Origin of the sequence: Pseudomonas asplenii (genome assembly GCF_900105475.1) — a bacterium.
GTDB lineage: Bacteria > Pseudomonadota > Gammaproteobacteria > Pseudomonadales > Pseudomonadaceae > Aquipseudomonas > Aquipseudomonas asplenii.
On the sequence record NZ_LT629777.1, the window covers coordinates 6,033,533 to 6,055,927 of the forward strand.

Sequence of the window (22,395 nt, forward strand, 5' to 3'; positions counted from 1 at the left end):
ATCAATACACAATATGTATTATATCTGACAAGCACTGGAGTACAGTTGGTACTAATCTTGAGCTGCTGTTTCGAACTCCCCTCAAAGGCAGGCTCTCCATGACTTCCACCATCAAGAAGACGACCGATATCGACACCAAGCCCTCCTACGATTCGCTCAGGGACGGGCCCGCGACCCGACGGGCGCTCGACTATTATTTGAAACCAACCGTTTCAGCACCGATTTCCGAGGGCAGCGCGCATCGGGTCTGCGAGGATCGATTGTTCGCCGTGCACCACGACCTCAGCGCCGAGGAAGCGATGATCCATGCTTCCGACCTGCTGCGCTGTGCCGCCGCGACCGCCTATGAGGCAGCCGACGCCCTGCAGGGCTCATCACGAGATCTGGCCTTTTCAGTCGTACACATGATCGACATGGCCAAGGCCATGGTCGATCGCGCCATGACGGTGCAGTACCCGGCTCCCTGAAACGCGCGCGAGCACAACCGGCGATACACAGCCGATGACAAAGCCAATCGAAGTCTGGAGAGAGGAGTGGAAAATAATTTCCAGAAGGGACAGGAAAACGTTTGACTTGCAAATGATAATGATTATTATTGCAAGCAGCTGGTCGCGAGATCAGTCGATAACCCTGGAGACCTTAGGTCGGACTCCTGGATTATCTCCTCATCAGGCTAATCACGGTTTTTGACCCGGCTTTTTGCCGGGTCTTTTTTTTCACCCGTTCTACGGGCTCTGCTTCAGGCTAATGAAGACTTGGGCGCTGCCATCTTGGCGGGCAGTCGCGATGCCATGCATGATAGCAAAGGACCATCGGCCAATGAAAGTCCGCCAGGTCGGGCGATCGATCGTAAACGACCGTAGCACTTGAGAATCAATATCATAAACACTACCCTGACAAGGCGTCAGGGACGACGCCCCCTCTCCCCACCTCGGCGCCGGAGTGTTTCGGCCAATGGCCGCTTGCCGTGTACAGTAGCAACCACAAGACATCATATTCAGGTATACAGACTATGACCGTGGTTCTGCCCTCTCTCAAAATCAGCAGCGACTTCGACAGCGGCAACATCCAGGTACTGGACGCCAGCAACCCTCGGCATCTGCTGCTGGCCATCGAGCCGGACACCCGCAGCCAACACTTCCAGTGGTTTCACTTCAAGGTCGAAGGTCTGCAACCGGGCCAGTCCTATAGTTTCGAACTGACCAATGCCAGCCAGTCTTCCTATAACAAGGCCTGGACCGACTATCGCGCCGCGGCCTCCCATGACCATCATGACTGGTTTCGTACCGACACTCGCTTCGACGGTGAAAGCCTGCACATCCAGTTCCAGGCCGAACAGCCACAAGCCTGGTTCGCCTACTTCGAACCCTACAGCCGCGAGCGGCATGACTGGCTGATCGAACAGGCCCTGACCCACGCCGGCACCGAATTGCTGGCCACCGGCAAAAGTGCCGAGGGCCGCGACATCCAGTTGCTGCGCAAGGGTAACGGCGACGCGGGCAAACGCAAGATCTGGCTGATTGCTCAGCAGCATCCCGGCGAGCACATGGCCGAATGGTTCATGGAAGGGGTGATCGAGCGCCTGAAGAACCGTGACGACGCGCAGTTGAACGCGCTGCTGGCCGTCGCCGACCTTTACCTGGTGCCCAACATGAACCCCGATGGCGCATTCCATGGCCACCTGCGCACCAACGCCATGGGCCAGGATCTCAACCGCGCCTGGCAGAACGCCAGCCCGGAAATCAGCCCGGAAGTGTTCTTCGTTCAGCAGCAGATGGCCGTACATGGCGTGGACCTGTTCCTCGACATCCACGGTGACGAGGAAATCCCCTACGTGTTCACCGCCGGCTGCGAAGGCAATCCTGGCTACACAGCCCGCATCGCCGAGCTGGAAGAGCATTTCCGGCGCCACCTCAGCGCCCTGACCCGGGACTTCCAGACCATCCACGGCTACACCCGCGACCTGCCCGGCGAAGCCAACATGACCCTGGCCTGCAACAGCGTCGGCCAGCAGTACGACTGTCTGTCCCTGACCCTGGAGATGCCCTTCAAGGACAACGACGACGCCCCGAATGCCCGCACCGGCTGGTCGGGCCAGCGCTCGGCGCAACTGGGCAAGGACGTGCTGACCAGCATCGCCGATATCGTCGGACGTCTGCGCTAAGGCTGGAACTGTTTGCCCCCAGCGTCCCTCGAACGCAGAGACTGCAACCTGTGGAGCCGGTTTACCGGCTCCTGCAGAAATCAGAGCAAGAGCCCAGCATGGCCCGCCGTACCGACAAGGATTTCGCATGACTGCCCTCACCGCCCACGCCCCCACCCGACCGGGACGGCTGGAACAGATGTCGACCCGCGTCGCCTTTTTCATCGCCGGTTTCGGCGTCGCCGCTTGGGCCCCGCTGGTGCCCTACGCCAAGACCCGGATCGGCCTGGATGAAGGCACTCTCGGCCTGCTGCTGTTGTGCCTCGGCGTCGGCTCGATCATCGCCATGCCGGTGGCCGGCACCCTGGCCGCACGCTTCGGCTGTCGCCGGGTGCTGAGCGTCGGCACCCTGCTGATCTGCGCCGCCTTGCCACTGCTGGCGATCGTCAGTTCGGTACCGTTGCTGGTGGTCAGTCTGTTCCTGTTCGGTGCAGGGCTCGGCACCGTAGACTCCACCGTCAACCTGCAGGCAGTGATTGTCGAGCGGGCCAGCGGCAAGACCATGATGTCCGGCTTCCACGGCCTGTTCAGCCTCGGTGGCATCGCCGGCGCGGCCGGGGTCAGCGCGCTGCTCGGCCTGGGGTTGTCGCCCCTGGGAGCCATCGGCGTGGTGATCGTGCTCCTGCTGCTGGCGTTGCTCAAGGCCGCGCCGCACCTGTTGCCCTATGGCAGCGAAAGCACTGGCCCGGCCTTTGCGGTGCCCCATGGGGTGGTGCTGTTCATCGGCCTGCTGTGCTTTATCGTGTTTCTTGCCGAAGGGGCGATGCTGGACTGGAGCGCGGTCTTTCTCAGCGCCGAGCGCCAGGTACCGGACGCTTATGCCGGCCTTGGTTATGCAGCCTTCGCGCTGACCATGACCCTCGGCCGGCTGACCGGCGATGCCATCGTACGGCGCCTGGGGGCCAAGCGGGTGATCGTGGTGGGTGGCATCACCGCCGCCGCCGGACTGGCCCTGGCGACCCTGACGCCAGCCTGGGAAGCAACGCTGGTCGGTTATGCCCTGGTCGGTGCCGGTTGCTCGAACATCGTGCCGGTGCTGTACACCGCCGTGGGCAAGCAGAAAGTCATGCCGGAAAGCATTGCCGTGCCGGCGATCACCACCCTGGGTTATGCGGGAATCCTCGCCGGGCCGGCGGCAATCGGTTTCATTGCCCATGCCAGCAGCCTGAACCTGGCGTTTCTGCTGATTGCAGTGATGCTGCTGGGCGTGGCGATCAGCGGCAAGATACTGCGGGTTTGAGACACTTCTGGCGAGCATTCGCTCGTCACGATGAACGCCGTACTTGCCCGCGCTGGGGCGCCCAGCGCCCAAAAAACCGGCCCCCCGGTGTATCAGGCACCACTCGGTTGCCGGGCAGCCCTGTCGGCAATCACCTGCGCCAGCAGAAGTCCGCAGGATCGAAGCGTTCGCCGGTGTCCATGCGGATATTTCGCAGGCCCAGTGTTTCCAGGTGCGACGCGTACAAGGGCTGCGCAAAATAGCTGGCCAGCAGCGAGCGACGGTGCCCACCGCTGGTGTTCACGCTCCCCGCATGGATCAGGTCGGCATCGAACACCAGGATGTCGCCCGCCCTGCCACACAGCTGTACGGAGCGGGACTCGTCATTGAAATCGAACGGCGGCGCAAGCGGATCCGGGCGATGGCTGCCGGGGACGATACGGGTCGCACCGTTATCGGAGCCGTAGTCGTCGAGATACACCAGGGCGTTGACGGTGTCGCCAGGCCGCAGCGCCGACAGATCCCGGTGCAATACCTGATGACCGCCACCGGCCAGCGGCTCGCGCCCCTCCACCTGGGACAGGAAGAACCCCTCGCCAATCAACTCGCCGACCGCCGCCAGCACCCGAGGCAGACGGCACACCGTCTGCACCTTCGGCTCGACGTCCAGCAAGGCATGCCGCCAGCCAATACCCCGCGGTACCGGCCATTGTTCCGAGGGCATGACACTCGCCTCGAACACCGCGCACAGCTCACCCAACCACTGCGCCGGGATCGCCTGGCGCAGCAGGACATAGCCGTCCCGATGGAGTTGTTCGCGGTCGGTCATGGTTGTGCGCGCTCTGTCATCCTGATGGTGTTGCCAGCAATGTCCAGAACTGCACGCCGCTCGTCAAGCCGCCGCATCCAACTTGCACTCAGCCCCTGCCAGAGCAGCCCTGGCGCGCCAGGTAAACAGCAGCACCATCACCAACCCCAAGGCCGCCATCGCCGCGCCGGCCAGGGAAATCGCCGGATAACCCAGCCCGGCATTGATCACCGCCCCACCCAACGCCGCCCCAATGGCATTACCCAAATTGAACGCGCCGATGTTCACCGCCGAGGCCAGGTTGGGCGCATCCCTGGCCGCCTCCATCACGCGCATCTGCAGCGGCGGCACCAGGGCAAAACTCGCCACGCCCCAGACCAGGATCGCCACCGCAGTCGGCAGCGGCCAACGTAGCAGTACCGAGAGCGCCAGCAGCACCATAATCAGCGCCACCAGCGAGACAATCAGCGTACGATCAATCGAGCGATCCGCCGCCTTGCCGCCCCACATATTGCCCAGCGTCAGGCCAACCCCGAACAGCACCAGCATGCCGGTAATGAATGGGGTCGACGCATGGGTCTCACTGCTCAGGATCGGCGCAATGTAGGTGAACACGGTAAACATCGCCCCCGAACCCACCACCGTCAGCGCCAACGCCGCGAGCACCGGTCCACGGCCCAGCACCCGAATCTCGGCCAGCACACCGTCGTTCTTCGGCAACGGCAGGTCGGGCAAGGCGAACCACAGCGCGACCATCGCCACCACACCCAGAGCAGCGATGCCCCAGAACGCAGTACGCCAGCCCATCAACTCGCCGAACCAGGTCGCCAGCGGCACACCGCCGATAGTCGCCAACGTGAGCCCCATGAACATCGCCGCCACCGCCCCCGCCCGTTTATCCGGCGCTACCACACTGGCCGCGACGACAGAACCGACGCCAAAGAACGCCCCATGGTTGAGCGAGGTCACCACCCGGGCGACCAGCAGGCTCTCATAACTGGTGGCCAGCGCCGACATCAGGTTGCCCAGGGCAAAAATCGCCATCAGCCCGATCAACAGGTAACGCCGTGGCACCTTGACCGTGGCGAGGGTCATCAGCGGCGCGCCGATCAGCACGCCCAGCGCATAGGCGCTGACCAGCAGCCCGGCTGCGGGAATCGAAACACCGAGATCAGCAGCGATACTCGGCAACATGCCCATGGGGGCGAACTCGGTGACACCGATGCCAAAGGCACCGATGGACAACGCTACAAGGGGTGGATTGATACGCATGACTGACTCCTCATCTATGCCGTAAATGCTACAATTCGTAACTTTCCGGCAGTAGCCCGCTTTCGCGACAATCACCTTTGCTTACGAGGCACAAATGGACTTCAACGGCCGCTCCGGCGAAATGGAGGTGTTCGTCAAGGTGGCGCAGGCAGGCAGCCTGTCAGGTGCCGCGCGCGCCCTGGGCCTGACGCCTTCGGCAGTCAGCAGAATCATCACCCGCACAGAGCAGCGCATAGGTACCCGCCTGCTGCTGCGCAGCACCCGCGCCATCACCTTCACCGCCGAGGGTGAAGCCTACCTGCGCGGAGCACGACGCATCCTCGCCGACATGGACGAGGTCGAGGAAGCGATTACCGACCAGGGCGTGCCGAAGGGTCGGCTGAGGGTCAGCGCGGCACTGGCCCACGGCCGGCTGACCGTGGTGCCACTGATCGCGGCGTTCAGCGCCCGCTACCCGAAGATCATCGTCGACCTCATGCTCGGCGATGAGGTCGTCGATATCCTCGGCGGCCAGGCGGATGTTGCCTTGCGCTTCGGACACCTGCCGGACAGCCCCTTGAGCGCCCGCAGCATCGGCGAAACCGGCCAGGTGGTGGTTGCCTCCCCCAAGTACCTGGAGCGCCATGGCACGCCCCTGCAACCGGAAGACCTGCTGCAACACAACTGCCTGCGCTTCAACTTCCGCCGGGCCGAACCCGACTGGCCGTTTCTGCGGGATGGGCAGCATTTTTCGCTGAAGATCGGCGGTACCATCGAATGCAGCAGCGGCGAGGCGCTGGCCCAATTGGCGCTACTGGGCGCCGGTATCGCCCGCATCGGAGCGTTCTCGGTGGTCGATGAATTGAAAAGCGGCCGGCTGGTGCCGTTACTGGAAGCCTACAACCCAGGGGACCGCGAACCGATTCACGTGGTGTTTGCCGGCGGCACGGCGATGACGGCCCGGGTCCGGGTATTCGTGGATTTTCTGCTGGAGCATCACCAGGTTTGACGCTCAGCGGCCGAGCAGTTCTTGCGCAATCTCCGCCAACTGCCCGCCTACCCGGCTCTTCAAGGTATCGATGAACCGGGTGATTTTTGCGTCGAGAAACTGCCGCGAGGAATAAACGGCATACACATTGCGCTCCTGTGTATGGTAAGCCGGCAACACCCGCACCAGCCTGCCCGACCGAAGGTCGTCAATCGCCGAGAACCCCGCCAGCAGGCCAATGCCCGCACCTTCGCGTACCGCCACCGTCATGGCGTCCATGTCGTTGACACTGAAGCTCGGCCCGGCCGGCACGAACGTCGTGTTGCCGGCCGGGCTGCTCAACTGCCATTCATCCCGGGCGTAATCGACGGTGCCCAGCAATAGGCATGAATGATCGCGGAGATCTTCCGGCGCGGCCGGCGCTCCATGCGCCGCCAGATACTCGGGGGACGCGACCAGCACGCAGTGGCTGACCCCGATCTTCTGACTGATATACGCCGAATCCGGTAGCGTCCTGGCGATCAGGATCGACACATCCAACTGGTCTTCCAACAGGTTGGGCATGCGCTGGGAAAGCAGCAGATCCACCGAGACCTCGGGGTAGTCCTGGCGATAGCCGAGCACGGCCTGGGTCACCAAATGACGCGCCAGACCCGGCACGCAATGCACCCGCAGCGTCCCCCTGGGCTCCTGCAGCGCACTGCCGGCTTCCGCTTCGGCATGTTCGAGGTCGGCGAGGATCGCCGTGCAGCGCTCATAGAAACGGCGGCCCGCATCAGTCACCGACAGGCGCCGCGTCGAGCGCTGCAACAGGCGGGTATTGAGCAGGGACTCCAGTGCCGAAACGGCCCGGGACACATTGCCAACCGTCGAGTCGAGGTGGTTCGCCACTGCGGTGAAGCTGCCCATTTCGACCACCTTCACGTACACCGCCATGTTTGAAAACTTGTCCATTGCTACCGTCCACAGGGGCGTGCCCAGCGTTATCGATGAATGCCATGCACCAGGCCCGGGCGGCAGGTGACGGCGGTGGGTGGATGAGAGTACCGCATATCGCCCGCCGGATATTTCCTCTACAGACAACAGTCCTTCCCTCCTGCTCGACTCAATCAACGGGGCGGTCCTCCCTAGACTGGATGGCACGGATCGCCGCAACGGCCTCCTCGACAAGCCGCAACCGGCGACGTTGCCATCAGTTCTCGACCCCTCAATGAAGGCCCTATCAATGCACACGCCCTATGACTCGCTCTACCTTTTCATCGGTGGTGAATGGATCGGCACCGAAGGCCGCGCGACCGCCGCGGTCATCAACCCGGCCACCGGACATGAAATCGGCCGGGTACCACTCGCCACCACGGCCGACCTGGATCACGCCCTCGACGTCACCCAACAGGGCTTCGCCACCTGGCGCCAGACCGTACCCGATCAGCGAGCCAGGGTTCTCAAGCGCGCAGCCGACCTGATCCTCGAACGGGCCGCACACATCGCCGAACAGATGACGCTGGAGGAAGGCAAGCCACTCACCGAGGCCATGGATGAAGTCACCCGGGCCGCCGAGTATTTCGAGTGGTTCGCCGAAAGCGCACGCCGTATCGATGGCCGTGTCGTGCCGGCCAACCGTCCCGGCGTACTGCAACTGGTCAAGCGCCAGGCGATTGGCCCGGTGGCAGCGTTCACGCCTTGGAACTTTCCGGCGATTACTCCGGCGCGCAAACTCTCGGCAGCCCTCGCGGCCGGCTGCAGCGTCATCCTCAAGCCTGGCGAGGAAAGCCCTTCCACCGCCTTGGCCCTGGCGCGTGCCCTCGACGATGCCGGGTTGCCCAAGGGCGTCCTGCAGGTGGTTTTCGGCGTGCCGGATCAGGTGTCCAGCCACCTGATCGCCTCGCCGAGCATCCGCAAGGTGACCTTCACCGGCTCGGTCCCTATCGGCCGCCTGCTGTCCGCCCGGGCCGCTGAAGGCGTCAAGCCGATCACCCTGGAGCTGGGCGGCCACGGGCCGGTCCTGGTATTCGATGACGCCGAGGTGAAAAAGGCCGCCGAGGAAGGCGTGGCGAACCGCTTCCGGGGCACTGGCCAGGTGTGCATTTCCTCGACCCGGTTCCTGGTCCAGCGGGGTGTCTACGACCACTTCGTCGAATGCTTCGTCAGCGCGACCCAAGCCCTGCGCATCGGCAATGGCCTGCACCTCCACACCCAGGTCGGGCCGCTCGCCAACCCAAGGCAACTGGCCAAGATGCAAGAGTTGGTCGCCGATGCCGTCGCCAAGGGCGCACGGGTTCTCGCCGGTGGCAAGGCGCTGCCTGGCCCCGGTTTCTTTTTCGAGCCAACGGTGCTGGCCGATGTGCCAATGGATGCCCGGGTGATGCACGAGGAGCCGTTTGGCCCTATCGCACTCCTGATGCCGTTCGATCAGTTGGCCGACGGGCTCGCTGAAGCCAATCGTCTGCCCTACGGGCTTTCCGCCTACGCCTTCACTCGCGATGCCCGCACTGCCATCGACGTCGCCGACGGGCTGGAGGCCGGAATGATTGGCATCAACCAGTACCGCATCGTCGCCACCGAGCTGCCGTTCGGCGGCCTGAAGGAAAGCGGTCACGGATCGGAAGGTGGCATCGAAGGGATCGAACACTACCTCACCCACAAATTCATCAGCCAAGCCTGAGGAGAACCCATCATGAAAGCGATCACCTTCGAAACCTTCGGCGACGCCGATGTACTGGAACTGACCGACGTACCGAGACCTGAAGTGCGTCCTGGCGACCTGCTGGTACGCGTCTACGCGGCAGGCGTCAATCGCGCCGACCTGACCCACCGCAAAGGTGGCTACGGGCGCCCGAACTTTGGCGACTCGCCGATCATCGGCCTTGAAATTGCTGGGGAAGTCATCGAGACCGGCAGCGACGTCATCGGCTATGCGGTCGGTGATCGGGTGATGGGGGTCGTGGGCGGCGGCGCCTATGCCGAACTGGCCCGTATCGACTACCGCATGGCGATGCCGATTCCAGCGCAACTGGATTATGTGCAGGCCGCCGCCATCCCCGAAGTCTTCGTCACCGCCCATGAAGCGATGATGCACCTGGGCCGACTGAAATCCGGCGATTCGGTCCTGATCCATGCCGCCGCCGGTGGTGTCGGCTCTGCTGCGGTGCAGTTGGCCTATGCCACGGGCGCGACCGTCTACGCGACGACCGACGCCAGCAAGCTGTCGCGCGTCGAGCACCTGGGCGCCGACTTCTCCATCGACTACAAACGTCAGGACTTCGCTGAGTTCATAGCTCGCCAGAGCAATGGCCAGGGTGTCGATGTGGTCATCGACTTCATCGGCGAACCCTATTTCGCACGCAACGTCGCGTCGCTGGCCAAGGGCGGGCGGCTTATCCAGGTCGGTATCCTGGGCGGAGGCGGCGACGTGACGTTGAAGTTGGAAGATCTCCTCTACCGGCACCTGCAGATCATCGGCACGGTCATGAAATCGCGCACCCAGCACGAGAAACACGAGATGATCCGGCGATTCCGCGAACATTGGCTGGAACGCTTCGAAGGCGCAGAAAGCCTGGAGCCCGTGGTGGACAGCACCTTCGCTCTGTCACGTGCCGCCGATGCCCATCGCCGCATGGAGTCCTCCGAAAACGTCGGCAAGATCATCCTGACGATGCAGCCTGAGGACCTGCTTCCCACTCGCAATACCCGGTGATTGCCGCATTCATCCTGTGACGGCCGTGGCAAGGCCCCATCCGAATGGGGCCTTGCCAGGTGAAGAGCATCGTTATCTACTCCTTCATCCGAATATCGCCACGGAGCCGGTAGCCCTTCCATGGACATTCAATTTCGCGGTAATGCATTGCCGCACAACCCGTCGGCAGGCACCTGCGACGAGTACAGCATCAGCGCCATTTCCAGCCTGGACGAGTTGCTCGCGGCCCATCGGACGATCGCCGACCAGCATCCCGGCTTCATCCCCCTGTTCTCCCTCGACGACCTGGCCCAGGCCCGCTACACCTCCGGGCATGCGCGCCACAGCATCGACCTGGACGAGGCCACGGACGAGGAGATCGCCAAGCTGCCGCCGGAGTGCTTCGAGAATGGTGACTACCTGGGCTATCCCACGACGAAGGCCGAGTTTGCCATCTGCCTGCGCAATTTCACCCAACTGATTGCCACGGTCTCGTTCGAAGACGCTTGCGCCCATGGCCTGACGCTCGATGAAGAGGCCATCCAGGAGTGGATCCGCTATCAGGACGATCCTGTTTCACTGCTCGATCAGCCCCTCTCGGCCCTGCTGGTGCCCGTCGAGCATTCCGCCCTGGCGCTCGCGGCTTTTCCCAACGGTTATTTCACCTGCGACCTGAGCCCTGCACAGAACCATGCGGTCGCACAGCATTTGGCCCTCGCCCATGGCTATGAGCTGATCGGGGTGGGTGCGGCCTATCTGGGTTTCTTGCGTGCAGAGCCTGTCGATGCGTCCGTGGCCGATGCGGTGGCAAGAGACTTCTGTGCGCTCTACAACGTTACTGAAGAGAACCGGCAAGCCCTGGTTTCAGTTTTCAGCCAGGCTATTTCCGGTCGAAGGCATTTGTGGCTGCGCTACGTGGAATGACGCCCAACGAAAGGCTGTTACGGGTAGCATCAGCCGCATCTCACCCGCATTTATGGGTCACCCAGGCCCCCCAGAACAAACTGCTGAAAAAGCGCTGACTCTCGCCAAAACCGCACTCGCGCAGCAGCGTGTAAACAGCCTCCTCCGAGCTGGGCGGTTCGGCGCCTTGCATGATCCTGGCCTGCTTGGCCTTGACCTCATCCGGGCTGGCCCCTTGCTGGCGCCAGCGCTCGCCCCAGGTCTTGAGCAGCAAAGGTTGTTCGGCATAGGTGTAGTGATTGCACGCCACGACAAAGGGCGCACCCACTTTCAGCCGGGACTGAATGGAACGCAGAAGATGCCGCTTCGCATCGTCACCCGGTACGTGATGCAGGACGCCAATCAACGTCGCCGCATCAAAAGGCTCGTCGACCGGAAGATCATCAACCGTTCCCAGCAGCAACTGCGTTTTCCCAAGAATCCCGTGGGCCTCCAGATTCGCTGCTGCCGTCTCCAGCATGGCTGACGAGGGGTCCACTCCGACGAAGGTCCACGCTGGCTCCAGCGTCCCCATGGTGATGACTTCCTGAGCCGTCCCGCCGACGCCGACGACCAGCACTCGCGCCGCTCGTCCAGTCGAAAGCGTTGCGGCCAATACACACGCGGTCAACTCGTGACAGGCATCGTAGCCCGCCAGGGCCACGCGGCTTTGAATGCCGTATTCTGCGGCACGTGATACGTCAAACTTCGCCGAAGAGCTGTTAGGTTCCGGTTTCATGATGCCCTCCATTCATCTTGAAACCACTCTATGCTGAAGAGGATAATTACTGAAATCTATAATTTTTATTCAAATCATTCCCGCGAGGAATAGGAAGTCAGAATATGAACCGCCGCAAGAAAATCGGCCAGCTGTTGAAAGCCCATGCCAAAAAGGCCAGCGCCAAACTGGCCCCCAAGAACAAGCCCAAATACATCAGCAAGGCCGACCGCCTGAAACTGGCTGAGGAAACCAGTCAGGCACAAACGCTTTCGCCCGAAAACTGAAGCGCGCCAGCTCGGCTATCAGGCGCTTTCCTTGAACACCGGCAAGGTGAACCGGAACTCGGCACCTTGACCCGGCTCGCTGTTGGCCACGATCTGCCCGCCATGGGCATGGACGATGCCCTGGGTGATGTACAGACCCAGGCCGGTGCCGGTCGGGTTGCCCTCTTTCAACGTCCAGTAACGGCTGAACACATGCGGCAGGTTTTCCTGGGCAATGCCTTCGCCGCTGTCACGCACGGTGAAGACGGCTTCACTGCCCGATGACTGCGCGCGTACCCCAACCGTGCCCAGGCGCGGGGTGAACTTGATCGCATTGCTGACCAGGTTCGACAGTACCTGGAACAGCCGTTCGGGATCGGCGTGGATACGCAAGTCGGGCTCGGCCTCGAAGGAAATGCTGATGGCCTTGTCCAGCGCCAACGGCGCCAGCAGCGATTGCGCCTCTTCGAACATCTGCCCCACATCCAGCTTCTGCGGTTTGATCGTGTAGCGCCCGGCGTCGATCTTCGAGGTATCGAGCAGGTCCTCCAGCAGCGTATTCATGCGCCCGGCGGCCTGTTGCATGGTGTCGATGGCCGTGGCGATACGCCGCGAGGTGTGCGAGCCGTCCGAACTGAAGGTCTTCTGCATCATGCCGCAGAGCATCGAGATGACCGTCATCGGATTGCGCAGGTCGTGAGAGACCACCGCGACCAGATCATCACGGGCGCGCACCGCTTCCTGCTCACGCCGCACTTGTCGGGCCAGGTCGTTTTCCAGCGCCGAACGGCGCAGATCCTTGGCCGCGAACAGGTCGCCGTGGCTCCACTTGGTCGAGATCCCGGCCATCTCGACCTTCCAGATCTCGAATGAAGTCCGTGGCCGCAGGCGCATGCCCATCTCGGAGTTTTCCAGATCCAGTGGCTTGCTCGGATTACCGCTCCAGTTGATGCTGTCCTTGACCTCGGGCCGGAACCACAGCACGCCGTTTTCCACCGGCTTGGGCAGACTCATGGCGAGCACACCGCTGGCCACCTGCTGATAGGCCGCAGCAGTTGGGTAGACACTGGACAGATGATGGCTGGCGAACACCGGCTCGCCGGACGCCTGCCACCATTGGTGCAGCGCGCGGATCTCCTGCGGAGCCGGGCAGTTGCCATAACAGTGCAACTGCTTGTCCTCAATGATCGCAATGCCGCCGGCATTGACCAACGCCATCAGGACCTGTGACTGATTAGCCAAACCGTCAAAGACGTTTTGCGGCGAGTCGATCATCGCCTGGTTGAGCACTGCCAGGGCCTCGACCTTTTCTTCGCGCTGGCGACTGACCTCCAGCGCTTCCATTGCACTGATCTGCAGGGAGAGCACCTGGCCGATGGTCTGGCAGGCAATGCGCAATTCATGCGGCACGTGCAAGGGCTGACGGTTGCCACAACTGATCAGGCCCCAGAGCTTGTCGCCCTTGAGCAGGGAAATGCTCATCGACGACAGCACGCCCATGTTCTTCATGTACTGGCAGTGGATCGGCGACACACTGCGCAGGGTCGCAAAACTCAAGTCCAGCCGCGTCCCCGTGTCGGGGCGCAGCTTCGGCACCAGCGGCACCGGCTCGTAATCGGCATTGGGGATGATCCGCAGCCAGTTGGTGCGATACAGCTCGCGCGCCTGCTCGGGAATATCGGACGCCGGGAAAAACAGCCCGTTGAACAGCTCCATGGATGGCGAAGACGCTTCGGCGATAACCTGGCCGTGGCCCTCCTCCTCGAAACGGTAGATCAGCACCCGGTCGTAACCGGTCATCGCCTGCACTTCCTTGACGCAGATGTCGTACAGGACCTGCAGCGATGTCGCCGCTTGCAGCCGCTGCAGCATCCGGCCCAGGTTGGTCTGGTTGCCGGCAATGTTCAGCGACTGGAAATTCTCGACGTGGATCTCCAGTTCCAGAATCAGCACGCCCTCATGCCGATGCAACAAGCCTTCGAACGCGGTGCCATTGAGCTGGAAATACAACGGTGGCGCATCGAAAAACGCCGGCTGCTGCAACGCCTCGCACACGTCCGCCGTGTACTCGTCGCCGAGCAGACTGGACAAGGACTGACCGATCAATGTCTGCGGCGCGCGGCCGAGCAGGGTTTCGACGTTGGCGCTGACCTGAATGATCTCCAGGGCCGGCTCACTCAGGGTCAACAGCAGGCCATGGGGCTGGATGGCGCCGGGAAAGCGGATCGGCTCGTTGGCACAGTTGTCCAGCAGCTCTTCGAATACTTTTTTATCTTGCAGGGGCATGCAGTACCTCGCGACTTTCGAGCCAGTGCTCGAAACAGCCGAATGTCGATTGTGCTGCCGTGACGACAGCCTGGCGCTCGACCGTTTCCATCGATCGACTGCCCAGGTATTCAATGAAATCGCGCCAGCGCCGCCCGGTGGCGTCGCCATAGACATGCAGAAATCCCGCGCCGCTCTCAGCTTCAATGCCCAGCCGTTTGGCGACCTCCCGGCGCAGGATCTGCCCGCCGAGCGTGGCCCCTTCGAGTACGTAGAGCACGCCCAGGCAGGCGGCACTAGAGTCGACCACGGGTAATGCCGGGCAGATCGGCAGGTTGTCGATAGCCTCGACCGACAGCCCCAGGGCGTGCAGATCGCGGCGCAGGGTCTGGACCTTCAGGCGGGGTGCCAGCTCGAAATCGGCAGGAAACACGCTGCTGTCCTGCAGGGCGCTTTCCAATGGACGATAGAAACCGTAATAGGCCTGCATCAACCGTTGAAAGGCCTTCGCGTCGAGGCTGTCGGAGAAAAAGGGAAGGCGTTTTTCCAGGGCGATATGACGTTCGGCCGTTCCAGTTCGCAGATCCTGCAGAACCGGGGGTACATGAACTTCGCGGGCCGTTGCTTGCATTAATGTCGCTCTTGGTGGGGTTGCCTGCTGCCATTTGGGCGTAGCGACGAATGCCGTCAATTTATCACGATAGACAATAACACTGACTCAATCGTTGGTTTTTCCCGCTCAACGGATTACGGAAATGCTCAAAAGTGGCAGGGAGGGCATGGCCAGCGGCCCCTTCGGAGCCACTTCAGCGAACCAGGCCATGAACGAACGGTGCATCAGGGGGCTGAGGCTCGTTGTGCAACCGCCCCGCCCTGCTGAGCGTGCTCCGGCGTCAGCACAAGCGGCAGTTCCAGAATAAAGAGCGCGCCCTTGCCGGGCCCCGCGCTCTGTGCAGTCAGATTGCCGCCCAGTTGCTGCGCGGCGAGAATGCAGCTATGCAGGCCAAAGCCATGGCCGGTGGGACGCGTGGTAAAACCGTGTTCGAACACCCGCGCGAGATGATCCGCGCAAATGCCCTCGCCGTTGTCCTCAACCTCGATTCGTACGCGCTGGTCATCAGTGGCCTTCAGGCGCAGGATGATCCGCAACGACCGCTCCTCGACAGACTCAAGCGCCTGCTTGGCGTTGTTGATCAGATTGATCAGAATCTGCAGCACCTTGTGCTTGTCCAACGCCATCGTCGGAATATCGTTGAACTCCTTGACCAGCGTTATCTGATGGCGGGCCAGGGAGACGTCGCAGATGCGTACCACATCCTCGATCAACTCCTGAAGCGAACCCGACTCCAGCATGCTGGAGTTGCCGGCATAGGACTGCTGGGTCGTGACAATGTCCCTGATATGCTCGATGCTCCTGGTCAACTGCGCCAACTCGTCGATCATCGCCTGCTGCTCGAGCACCAGCGCATCCGCCAGTTTGGCGAGGTAATCCGGCAGCGCGCGCCCTCTCGGATCGTGGTTGATGAAGTCACCAAGATCGTCGGGGTGCTCCTTCATCAGTTGAACGACCCGGGCCACTCCCTGCCCCTTGAAGGCCCGCACCTTGTCGTACAGTACCTGGGCCGACACATTGACGCTATTGAGCACGTTACCCACGTTATGCAGCACGTTGGTGGCGATTTCCGCCATACCCGCCCGGCGCGCGGTAGTGACCAGTTCGGCCTGCGCCTCGCGCAACTCGTCGTTGACCCTGGCCAGTTGCTGCGGGCTGGGGATCTTCAAGGCAACCGGCACCAGCTTGACCAGCAGGATGGCGGTAATCACCGAAGCGATGGCGGTGATCACCTTGACCAGTGCCGACAGCCAGTAGTACGGCTTCCATATGGTCACGATCTCCATCACATGGCTGGTCCCGCAGGCCAGAATAAACACGCCGAAGGCCCCGAACATCCAGTCGAAGGGGATGTCCTTGCGCTTGCGGATGAAGTAGATCAGCGTAAAGGGAATGGTGACATAGCAAAGAGCGATGAGGCCATCGGACAGCACATTGATCCAGAGCAGATCCGGGCGCCATAGATAGCAGTGGCCGTGAGGCATGAAGCGGTTATCGGTCAACAGCGCCAGGAAACTGTTCATGGCTCACATCCTCGTTGTGCAACTGAAACCGTTGAATGCCGGTGGGGCAAATCCCAGTCTAGCAGGCAGGAATTCGGGCGCTGGCAGCAGTGGCTTTCGGGTCTTTGATCGGTCCCGCGCCCCGCGTGGGAATGCAGCCTGTGACGCTCCGCGTCACACCAAGAGCAGACACCGAGCGTCCTGTGAGGCATTCCCACGCGGGAGCGTGGGAACGATCCATCAACTATGGAATACCACCAATGAGCAGGCTGTATTGTTATGAAGGCGAATGCGGGTTGAGTGCCGATCAACTGTGGTGGTTGATCGCAATCGAAACCCTGATGGAAGAACTTGAAATCACCGACGTCGCGGCCGCCATCGCCATTGTGAGCGGTGCCAACATCGTGCCGACCCGAGCAAAGCCCCAAGGTGCCATTCCAAGAACGTCCATTGCCTCCGTCCTGGCCAGGCGCCTTGCACGCAAGCGCCGCCTGCCATTCCGAATGCCGACCCTCACCGGTTTCTTCCCGCCCAGCCTTCGCATGACGAGTAAGATAGGCAGCATCGCAGGACGGGCCATTCCGGTTTTCGGATGGGCTTACACTACTTACGAATTAGGCAAGGTCGCAGTGATCAGCGTGAAGAAATACAACGCCGTCGTTGATGGGGCAGACCAGGTGTTTTGACAATGAAGCCGACTTCAGACCTGCCGGATGACGAGTCAATGAAGCAGCTTATCCAGTTGTTGGATGAGCATATTGGCCTGCCAAAGCACCTCGTTCTCAACCTGGGCATCTCGGTCAACCATGATCTGCATTGCGATGGCGACGATGCGGCCGAGCTGCTAGAAGTCTTGCAGAAGCGCTTTCCTATCAGGTTCATCGACTACGATGCCTATCGCTATTTCAGGCCTGAGGGGTATGACCTGTTTTTCTGGCGAAGACCCCAGGAACGACGAGGCAAGATCCCCTTGACCCTCGGCATGCTATATCACGCGATCAACCTGCAACGTTGGGACACCGCCGAACTGGAAAGTTTGAGACTCTAGCCCCCATTACAGGCAATCCCGGATCAATAAGCAGCTCGTCGTTGATCGTTCCTACGCTCCGCGTGGGAATGCTGCCCGTGGGAGCCGGCTTGCTGGCGATAGCGATCTGGTGCAAGCCACAACTGTGGTGGTCTACTAACCCCGAACACAAGGCTTACCGTATCTGGTACAGCACAGCAGCCCCTGGCTTGGGTTCGAAAGCGGGCACAGTGCGCTGCTCAAGTGGCATACCCTTGGCATCCCAAACCAAGGTATCCGAGGGGTACTCGTCCTTGCGGGTCATGACGTCGATCTGCCTGATGATCACCTCCGAGCTTGCAGACACTTGCGGGTTCCATTCGAAGACGCCAACTCTGCCGTAGAATACAGCAGGCGCGTCGACATCGAGGCGCTGGTCGGGACACATGACCAAACCGCGTTCAAGCATCACCCGCAACGCGCCGACAGGCACCGCCTTCACCGTGGGCATGGTGCTCTCGGCGCTGTGGCCTGGGCAGATATTGGCCGAGCGAGTCACCATATCCTCGACCACTTGACGATCGGATTGGGCCTGCGCCGAAACGGCAACGGCAGACAGGGCGAGCACTACAAGGTTTGACTTCCAGGACACGCGAAACCTCCTATGGAAAAAATACCCCAACGTTGCGGACTACCCCCTGTAAGAACCGTCCGGTGCCAGGGGGAACATTTGAGACTACCACGACAGTTAGTCTGTTCCACTGGCTGATCGATAGCCCTGGCTCTGACTGCGCAGAGCGCCTTTGCTCCTGATAAGAAAGGCGGTTCGGGTTCTGTTAGAGGTGACAGGTAGATATCGACACATAGCGGACCCAGTGGTGCTTCTTTCTTCTTTCGTCATGTTTGACTGTGTGTGCTCGCCTTTCGTGACGTCATGAGCGTCTGGCACATAGCTGCCACTTCTGGCATAGCCGCAGCCAGCGTGGACAACACCTGATACATCTCCTGGGCATCTGGAAATGGATATACATCCAGGCTCATGGCAAGCCTAAGCTTGCGCGGATCGTGCTGTTCTCTGAGCCACGTCTCTACCTCACGCGTCATTGCCGCGCCGTTATCGTTTGTTTGCCATGCCAATAAATTGAACAGTTCGACAACCAGCTCTTCGGGCACTGTGCGAGGTATCTCCGCGAACAGGCGATTGGCTAGGTCAAGCTCGCCAAATACGCTTACCACTTCATTCACCGCGTCAAACGCCTGGGTGTATTCGGCGGCGTTGCGCTCAATATTAATGATGTCGAGCGCTTGTTTTAACGATGGGTGCATCTGGTCATTCCATGGTGTTGCAGCGGGGTTAATCATACGGGTATGCAAATCAGCATTGGACCCCACGCATCGTCGGCGCGCTGAGCCACGGTGTGGCAACATCTCACAGCTTAAAAGCGAGTGTTCACAACGAAAAGAAATATCTTTTCACCTATTGCAAACGTCCGCTTTTGGCCGATTTTGTTGAAAAAGTCAGCCATGGTTTGCGCATCAGAAAAGTACACGCCCGAGGTTGAAATCTTTAGTTTTGGCAGAGGTTTCCGGACTGGGATTTCACGTAGCAGCGTGCAAAAAAGGCGTTTCCACCAGTCAATGGTCAGGCAGTTTGGGCAGACCGACTTTTTCAACAGAATCGGCCGAAAGCCCTCTCTCACGAAAACAACCCCAAACTATCATCCGTAGCAATCACCGCCCCCGTCACTGCGGCAGCCGTCACTCCCGCCGCCACCGCAACCGGCACCACCGAATCCCCTCCGGACGACGATGGTGACGACCCCGAATCCCCCGGTTCTACGGCAGCCCTCGACTCATTCGGCTCGCCAGTCACCTCCCGCCGAAGCGCCTCAACATCGTGCTTCGCCTCCTGGACCGTATCAATCACCAAGGTCCGCAGGCTGGTACTGACATCCGTCGCCCAATAAATCAGCAGATCCAGCGGATTATCCCGGCTCACCGGTACCCGATCGTCCACCGTCGTGCGATTCGGCTCATTGGCATAACGCGACGAGGACGTGTAATCGCGATCCGGGACGTAGGGCCGGTCATCATCCTTGCGAGCCGCCCGCGCCAGCGAGGCCAGATGCCGAACCTGCTCCTGTACCTGTGGCGGCAACGGCGTGCCCTGCTGCCTGGCCTGCTGCAGCAACGCCAGCAGTTCCCCGGTCGCCTTGCGCTGGGCCTGCAACTCTTCCCGCTGCGCCGACACCTGGCCGATCTCGTTGTCGCGCTCGCGCAGTCCGGCGTACTGGAGTTGATCGAGGTGGCTGGCCAACCGGGTCTGCAACAGCGCCAGGGTATGGGCGTAGTCCTTGCTGGCGAACAGCCCGAGGAACTTGCGCTGGCTGTCAAAGCTCTCCTGCACCTGCAACGTGACGAAACCCGGCACCTGTGCGCGCAGTTTCGCCAATACCCCGCTGGACAGCTTGGGCAGCAGGTCATAGGTCACCTGGGTCAGGTAGGTCTTGCGCTGGCGTGCCAGCTTGTCGATGGCGAGTTCGTTGTCCTGGACACGCTGTTCGAGGGTGTCGAGTACATCGGTCAGTTCGACAATGGCATCGTCCAGGTCCGGGTTGGCGAAATCGTTCATGCAAGGTTCTCCTGAATCGCCTGGAGGCCGTCTTCGCGACGACTGGCAAAATAGTTGACGAAGTACTGGCGCAGCCCCGGCTTGTTCATGCCCTCGGCCCACTCCAGCGGCGCACCGGGGACAATCTGCAGGTCGGTCCAGGGGTCGAAGCCGAGGTCGGTGATGTCGTGCATGCGCAGGAAGTAGCGGCGGTTCACGGCGTCGCCGTGCCACAGGTGGCGAATGCGGCCCGGTACCACGCCGAGGCGGCCTTGCACCCGTTGGTGAAAACGCCGGCCCCAGGCCTTGAGGTGGTCGATCTGCCGAAGGTCGTGCTTGAGGGCGTTGCGGATGCAGAAGTTGTAGTCGTCGAAGATCGCGTGGGCCATGAAGTGGTCGGCGCTGCCGGAGACCGCGCACTCGTAGAGCCCCACTTCGTCGAAGATCTCGCGGCGCATCGCCCAGCCGTAGCCGGTGTGGCCATGCAGGTCGTAGCGGCCGGCGTCGAGGCTGTCGGGCTGGCGCTGCATGACCACGGCAAAGGAATGCGCAATGTCGGCCGTCGCGCCCTCGACGTTGCCGCGCTCCAGGCGCAGGCAGCTGTCGAAGACCTGCGCCACCGGGTACTCGCGCAGCACGCGCACCAGATCGCTGGCCCAGGACCGGTTGTCGAAGAGGATGTCGCAGTCGAGCCAGGCGACGTAGCGGCAACTGCCGGGCAGCCAGGAAGCGGCCAGGTTGAGCAGACGCTCCTTCTGCCAGAGCAGCGTACGGGCGCGGACCTGAATGACGTCCAGGCTCGGCGGCAGTTCGAAGGGCTCGTCGCCGAAAGCGCATTCGACGGTAATGCAGGTCACCCCGGCCTGGCGCATGCCGGCGATGAACAGGTCGTAGTTGTTCCGCCGGGTGACGTAGCCACAGGGATTGAAGTAGGTGGTGATGACAACGAGTCCATTCACTGACGGGTTTCCCGTAAAACGTGCGCCGGCGTGGGCGCACACGACTGAGTCAGTGGCGAATAGTGCTATGACTTCGGGCTTTCGCCTAGCCCCATGCAGGCACAGCAACCCGCCTCTGGCGCCCTAAGCCCATGCACAGAAAGCGCCGTACGAAAGCCGCTCTGCATACATTTGGTATTAGGAATGCACATATACTTTTGCTTGCATCGGGGTAGAATGAGAGCCTGAAAATCCGCACCAAAGCCAGCTAAGGGCTGCTGGGTGGGTAGCATTGAGAGGTAGTGGAAAGATGAGTCGATATGCCAATCTCGATATTTTTTCATCGTTTCTCAGCTTGAAAGAAACGAGTAGTCCGCTCGAAGAGGCTAGCAAGATCATCAAGCAACTGGAAAGCGTCGAGGGGCCGCGTGGGATAAAGGCTCTTCACAAAACGTTGCGCGACCAGAAAATGGCACTTGAACACATTCAAGAGCAGATCGCCGAAATCGAAATGAAAGAATTGAGCTACGGAAGCTATCGTAGCGAGTGTATCCAAAGCGCAAAAGATGACGCAGTGCGTATAGGCCATGACTTCGAAAAAGCCATAAAAATGATAAATGCTGATACAGCTTACACAGCAGGAAGCGCTGTAGCGCTCGCAAAGGACTTCGAGATCAGGGAATTACTGCATGAGCGATCTAAGTGGCATTCCGGACAACGAGGAAAATAGTGAAAGCAACCCCTTGAATCTTGAGTCCGAACAGACAATAGTTTCAGGTGAGATTAAAGCCGCAGTGCAACACCTGAAAGAATCGGACCCCAGCCTTGGTGATCTGTTGAGTTCAGACAACGGCGAAAAGGTTATTGACACCATCTCGACACTAGCAATTTCGATCATAAAAGAACACCACTCCTCTCCATACCCCTCCTCGCGTCAGCTTCGGGAAATCAATCAAGAACTCCCCGACGGAGCTAATCGATTGTTCACCATGACAGAAAGTGAACAAAAGCATCGTCAAGATATGGAACAAAGTGCACAAAGGCATCGCCAGGATATGGATAGACAACTGCTGGAGCTCAAACGCGAAGAGTTCAAGCTGCAATATCAAATATCCGTAACTGAGGAAACGCTCAAAGAGAAATCGCTGAAAGTCTTTGGCTGGCAGGTGTTTCGCCGCCAGACTTATGCATTGGTACTTTCTCTCTCCGTTTTGGCTATCGGTTTCTGGTTGATGCAGCATGGCGAGCCTGGACTGGCCGTTACGCTGATTGCAGCGAACTTTGTGGCGATTGCCTTGGCCTTTCTACGAGACAGGAAAAAAGACGCTGGTAAAAACTCATCGACACCAGACTCCAACGAAGAGAGACAAGAGTAGAAGCACCTCTGCCTGC

The 22,395-nt window shown here is 60.8% G+C and carries 23 protein-coding genes; 12 read left to right on the top strand and 11 right to left on the bottom strand.

The annotated features are described in order from the left end of the window. The first annotated feature begins 98 nt into the window (after positions 1–98). The 3 genes from BLU37_RS26750 to BLU37_RS26765 all read left to right on the top strand — a co-directional run bounded on the left by BLU37_RS26750 (position 99) and on the right by BLU37_RS26765 (position 3,443). On the top strand, positions 99–467 hold the full coding sequence (locus BLU37_RS26750; RefSeq protein ID WP_010445585.1) for a DUF6124 family protein: 369 nt from the start codon (positions 99–101) through the stop codon (positions 465–467). A 545-nt stretch (positions 468–1,012) separates the two neighbouring features. After that, a complete protein-coding gene (locus BLU37_RS26760; RefSeq protein ID WP_010445586.1) occupies positions 1,013–2,164 on the top strand; it encodes a M14 family metallopeptidase in 1,152 nt (383 codons plus the stop codon). A 127-nt stretch (positions 2,165–2,291) separates the two neighbouring features. Beyond that, positions 2,292–3,443, top strand: a complete 1,152-nt coding sequence (locus BLU37_RS26765) for an MFS transporter (RefSeq protein ID WP_090210368.1) — start codon at positions 2,292–2,294, stop codon at positions 3,441–3,443. A 130-nt stretch (positions 3,444–3,573) separates the two neighbouring features. On the opposite strand, the gene BLU37_RS26770 is transcribed toward BLU37_RS26765, so the two are convergent. Further along, on the bottom strand, positions 3,574–4,251 hold the full coding sequence (locus tag BLU37_RS26770; RefSeq protein ID WP_090210370.1) for a phytanoyl-CoA dioxygenase family protein: 678 nt from the start codon (positions 4,249–4,251) through the stop codon (positions 3,574–3,576). Between the two features lie 63 nt (positions 4,252–4,314). Continuing rightward, positions 4,315–5,502, bottom strand: coding sequence for an MFS transporter (locus tag BLU37_RS26775; protein WP_090210372.1), 1,188 nt, complete (start codon positions 5,500–5,502; stop codon positions 4,315–4,317). 94 nt (positions 5,503–5,596) lie between these two features. Here BLU37_RS26775 and BLU37_RS26780 point away from each other — a divergent pair, with 94 nt between their 5' ends. Then, positions 5,597–6,490, top strand: a complete 894-nt coding sequence (locus BLU37_RS26780) for a LysR substrate-binding domain-containing protein (RefSeq protein ID WP_090210374.1) — start codon at positions 5,597–5,599, stop codon at positions 6,488–6,490. Between the two features lie 3 nt (positions 6,491–6,493). Here the strand turns inward: BLU37_RS26780 and BLU37_RS26785 are convergent, their stop codons facing one another. Continuing rightward, positions 6,494–7,423: a LysR family transcriptional regulator gene (locus BLU37_RS26785; RefSeq protein ID WP_090210376.1), complete on the bottom strand. Its 930-nt coding sequence runs from the start codon at positions 7,421–7,423 to the stop codon at positions 6,494–6,496. A gap of 271 nt (positions 7,424–7,694) precedes the next feature. On the opposite strand from BLU37_RS26785, the gene BLU37_RS26790 reads away from it, so the two are divergent. The 3 genes from BLU37_RS26790 to BLU37_RS26800 all read left to right on the top strand — a co-directional run bounded on the left by BLU37_RS26790 (position 7,695) and on the right by BLU37_RS26800 (position 11,066). Beyond that, complete coding sequence (locus tag BLU37_RS26790) at positions 7,695–9,131, top strand: NAD-dependent succinate-semialdehyde dehydrogenase (protein ID WP_090210378.1); 1,437 nt, start codon at positions 7,695–7,697, stop codon at positions 9,129–9,131. A gap of 12 nt (positions 9,132–9,143) precedes the next feature. Next, positions 9,144–10,163 (top strand): NAD(P)H-quinone oxidoreductase, encoded by a 1,020-nt coding sequence (locus BLU37_RS26795; protein ID WP_090210380.1) that lies wholly within the window; start codon positions 9,144–9,146, stop codon positions 10,161–10,163. Between the two features lie 120 nt (positions 10,164–10,283). Next, the gene (locus BLU37_RS26800; protein ID WP_090210382.1) at positions 10,284–11,066 is read left to right on the top strand and encodes a hypothetical protein; all 783 of its coding nucleotides are present in this window, start codon (positions 10,284–10,286) and stop codon (positions 11,064–11,066) included. A gap of 40 nt (positions 11,067–11,106) precedes the next feature. Here the strand turns inward: BLU37_RS26800 and BLU37_RS26805 are convergent, their stop codons facing one another. Next, a complete protein-coding gene (locus BLU37_RS26805) occupies positions 11,107–11,823 on the bottom strand; it encodes a class I SAM-dependent methyltransferase (protein ID WP_090210384.1) in 717 nt (238 codons plus the stop codon). A 104-nt stretch (positions 11,824–11,927) separates the two neighbouring features. Here BLU37_RS26805 and BLU37_RS26810 point away from each other — a divergent pair, with 104 nt between their 5' ends. Continuing rightward, on the top strand, positions 11,928–12,089 hold the full coding sequence (locus BLU37_RS26810; RefSeq protein ID WP_090210386.1) for a DUF2986 domain-containing protein: 162 nt from the start codon (positions 11,928–11,930) through the stop codon (positions 12,087–12,089). Positions 12,090–12,107: 18 nt separating this feature from the next. Here the strand turns inward: BLU37_RS26810 and BLU37_RS26815 are convergent, their stop codons facing one another. The 3 genes from BLU37_RS26815 to BLU37_RS26825 form a co-directional block, all read right to left on the bottom strand. After that, positions 12,108–14,354: an ATP-binding protein gene (locus BLU37_RS26815; RefSeq protein WP_090210388.1), complete on the bottom strand. Its 2,247-nt coding sequence runs from the start codon at positions 14,352–14,354 to the stop codon at positions 12,108–12,110. Then, the gene (locus BLU37_RS26820; protein ID WP_090210390.1) at positions 14,338–14,964 is read right to left on the bottom strand and encodes a biliverdin-producing heme oxygenase; all 627 of its coding nucleotides are present in this window, start codon (positions 14,962–14,964) and stop codon (positions 14,338–14,340) included. Before BLU37_RS26820 ends, BLU37_RS26815 begins: the two co-directional genes overlap by 17 nt. A 206-nt stretch (positions 14,965–15,170) precedes the next feature. Further along, on the bottom strand, positions 15,171–16,469 hold the full coding sequence (locus tag BLU37_RS26825; RefSeq protein ID WP_090210392.1) for a sensor histidine kinase: 1,299 nt from the start codon (positions 16,467–16,469) through the stop codon (positions 15,171–15,173). 239 nt (positions 16,470–16,708) lie between these two features. On the opposite strand from BLU37_RS26825, the gene BLU37_RS26830 reads away from it, so the two are divergent. Continuing rightward, positions 16,709–17,134: an STM2901 family protein gene (locus BLU37_RS26830; RefSeq protein ID WP_090210394.1), complete on the top strand. Its 426-nt coding sequence runs from the start codon at positions 16,709–16,711 to the stop codon at positions 17,132–17,134. Between the two features lie 2 nt (positions 17,135–17,136). Beyond that, on the top strand, positions 17,137–17,496 hold the full coding sequence (locus tag BLU37_RS26835) for a DUF1493 family protein (RefSeq protein ID WP_090210396.1): 360 nt from the start codon (positions 17,137–17,139) through the stop codon (positions 17,494–17,496). 154 nt (positions 17,497–17,650) lie between these two features. On the opposite strand, the gene BLU37_RS26840 is transcribed toward BLU37_RS26835, so the two are convergent. The 4 genes from BLU37_RS26840 to BLU37_RS26860 form a co-directional block, all read right to left on the bottom strand. Then, positions 17,651–18,106 (bottom strand): hypothetical protein, encoded by a 456-nt coding sequence (locus BLU37_RS26840; protein WP_090210398.1) that lies wholly within the window; start codon positions 18,104–18,106, stop codon positions 17,651–17,653. A gap of 245 nt (positions 18,107–18,351) precedes the next feature. Further along, a complete protein-coding gene (locus tag BLU37_RS26845) occupies positions 18,352–18,780 on the bottom strand; it encodes a hypothetical protein (RefSeq protein ID WP_090210400.1) in 429 nt (142 codons plus the stop codon). A gap of 370 nt (positions 18,781–19,150) precedes the next feature. Further along, positions 19,151–20,086, bottom strand: a complete 936-nt coding sequence (locus tag BLU37_RS26855; RefSeq protein WP_090210404.1) for a hypothetical protein — start codon at positions 20,084–20,086, stop codon at positions 19,151–19,153. After that, positions 20,083–21,024 (bottom strand): hypothetical protein, encoded by a 942-nt coding sequence (locus tag BLU37_RS26860; RefSeq protein ID WP_090210407.1) that lies wholly within the window; start codon positions 21,022–21,024, stop codon positions 20,083–20,085. Before BLU37_RS26860 ends, BLU37_RS26855 begins: the two co-directional genes overlap by 4 nt. 289 nt (positions 21,025–21,313) lie before the next feature. On the opposite strand from BLU37_RS26860, the gene BLU37_RS26865 reads away from it, so the two are divergent. Together BLU37_RS26865 and BLU37_RS26870 are read left to right on the top strand one after the other, a co-directional pair. Next, positions 21,314–21,733: a hypothetical protein gene (locus BLU37_RS26865; protein WP_090210409.1), complete on the top strand. Its 420-nt coding sequence runs from the start codon at positions 21,314–21,316 to the stop codon at positions 21,731–21,733. Further along, entirely contained in the window at positions 21,693–22,379 is a 687-nt protein-coding gene (locus tag BLU37_RS26870) for a DUF2335 domain-containing protein (protein WP_157696418.1), read from the top strand. Before BLU37_RS26865 ends, BLU37_RS26870 begins: the two co-directional genes overlap by 41 nt. Positions 22,380–22,395 lie beyond the last annotated feature (16 nt).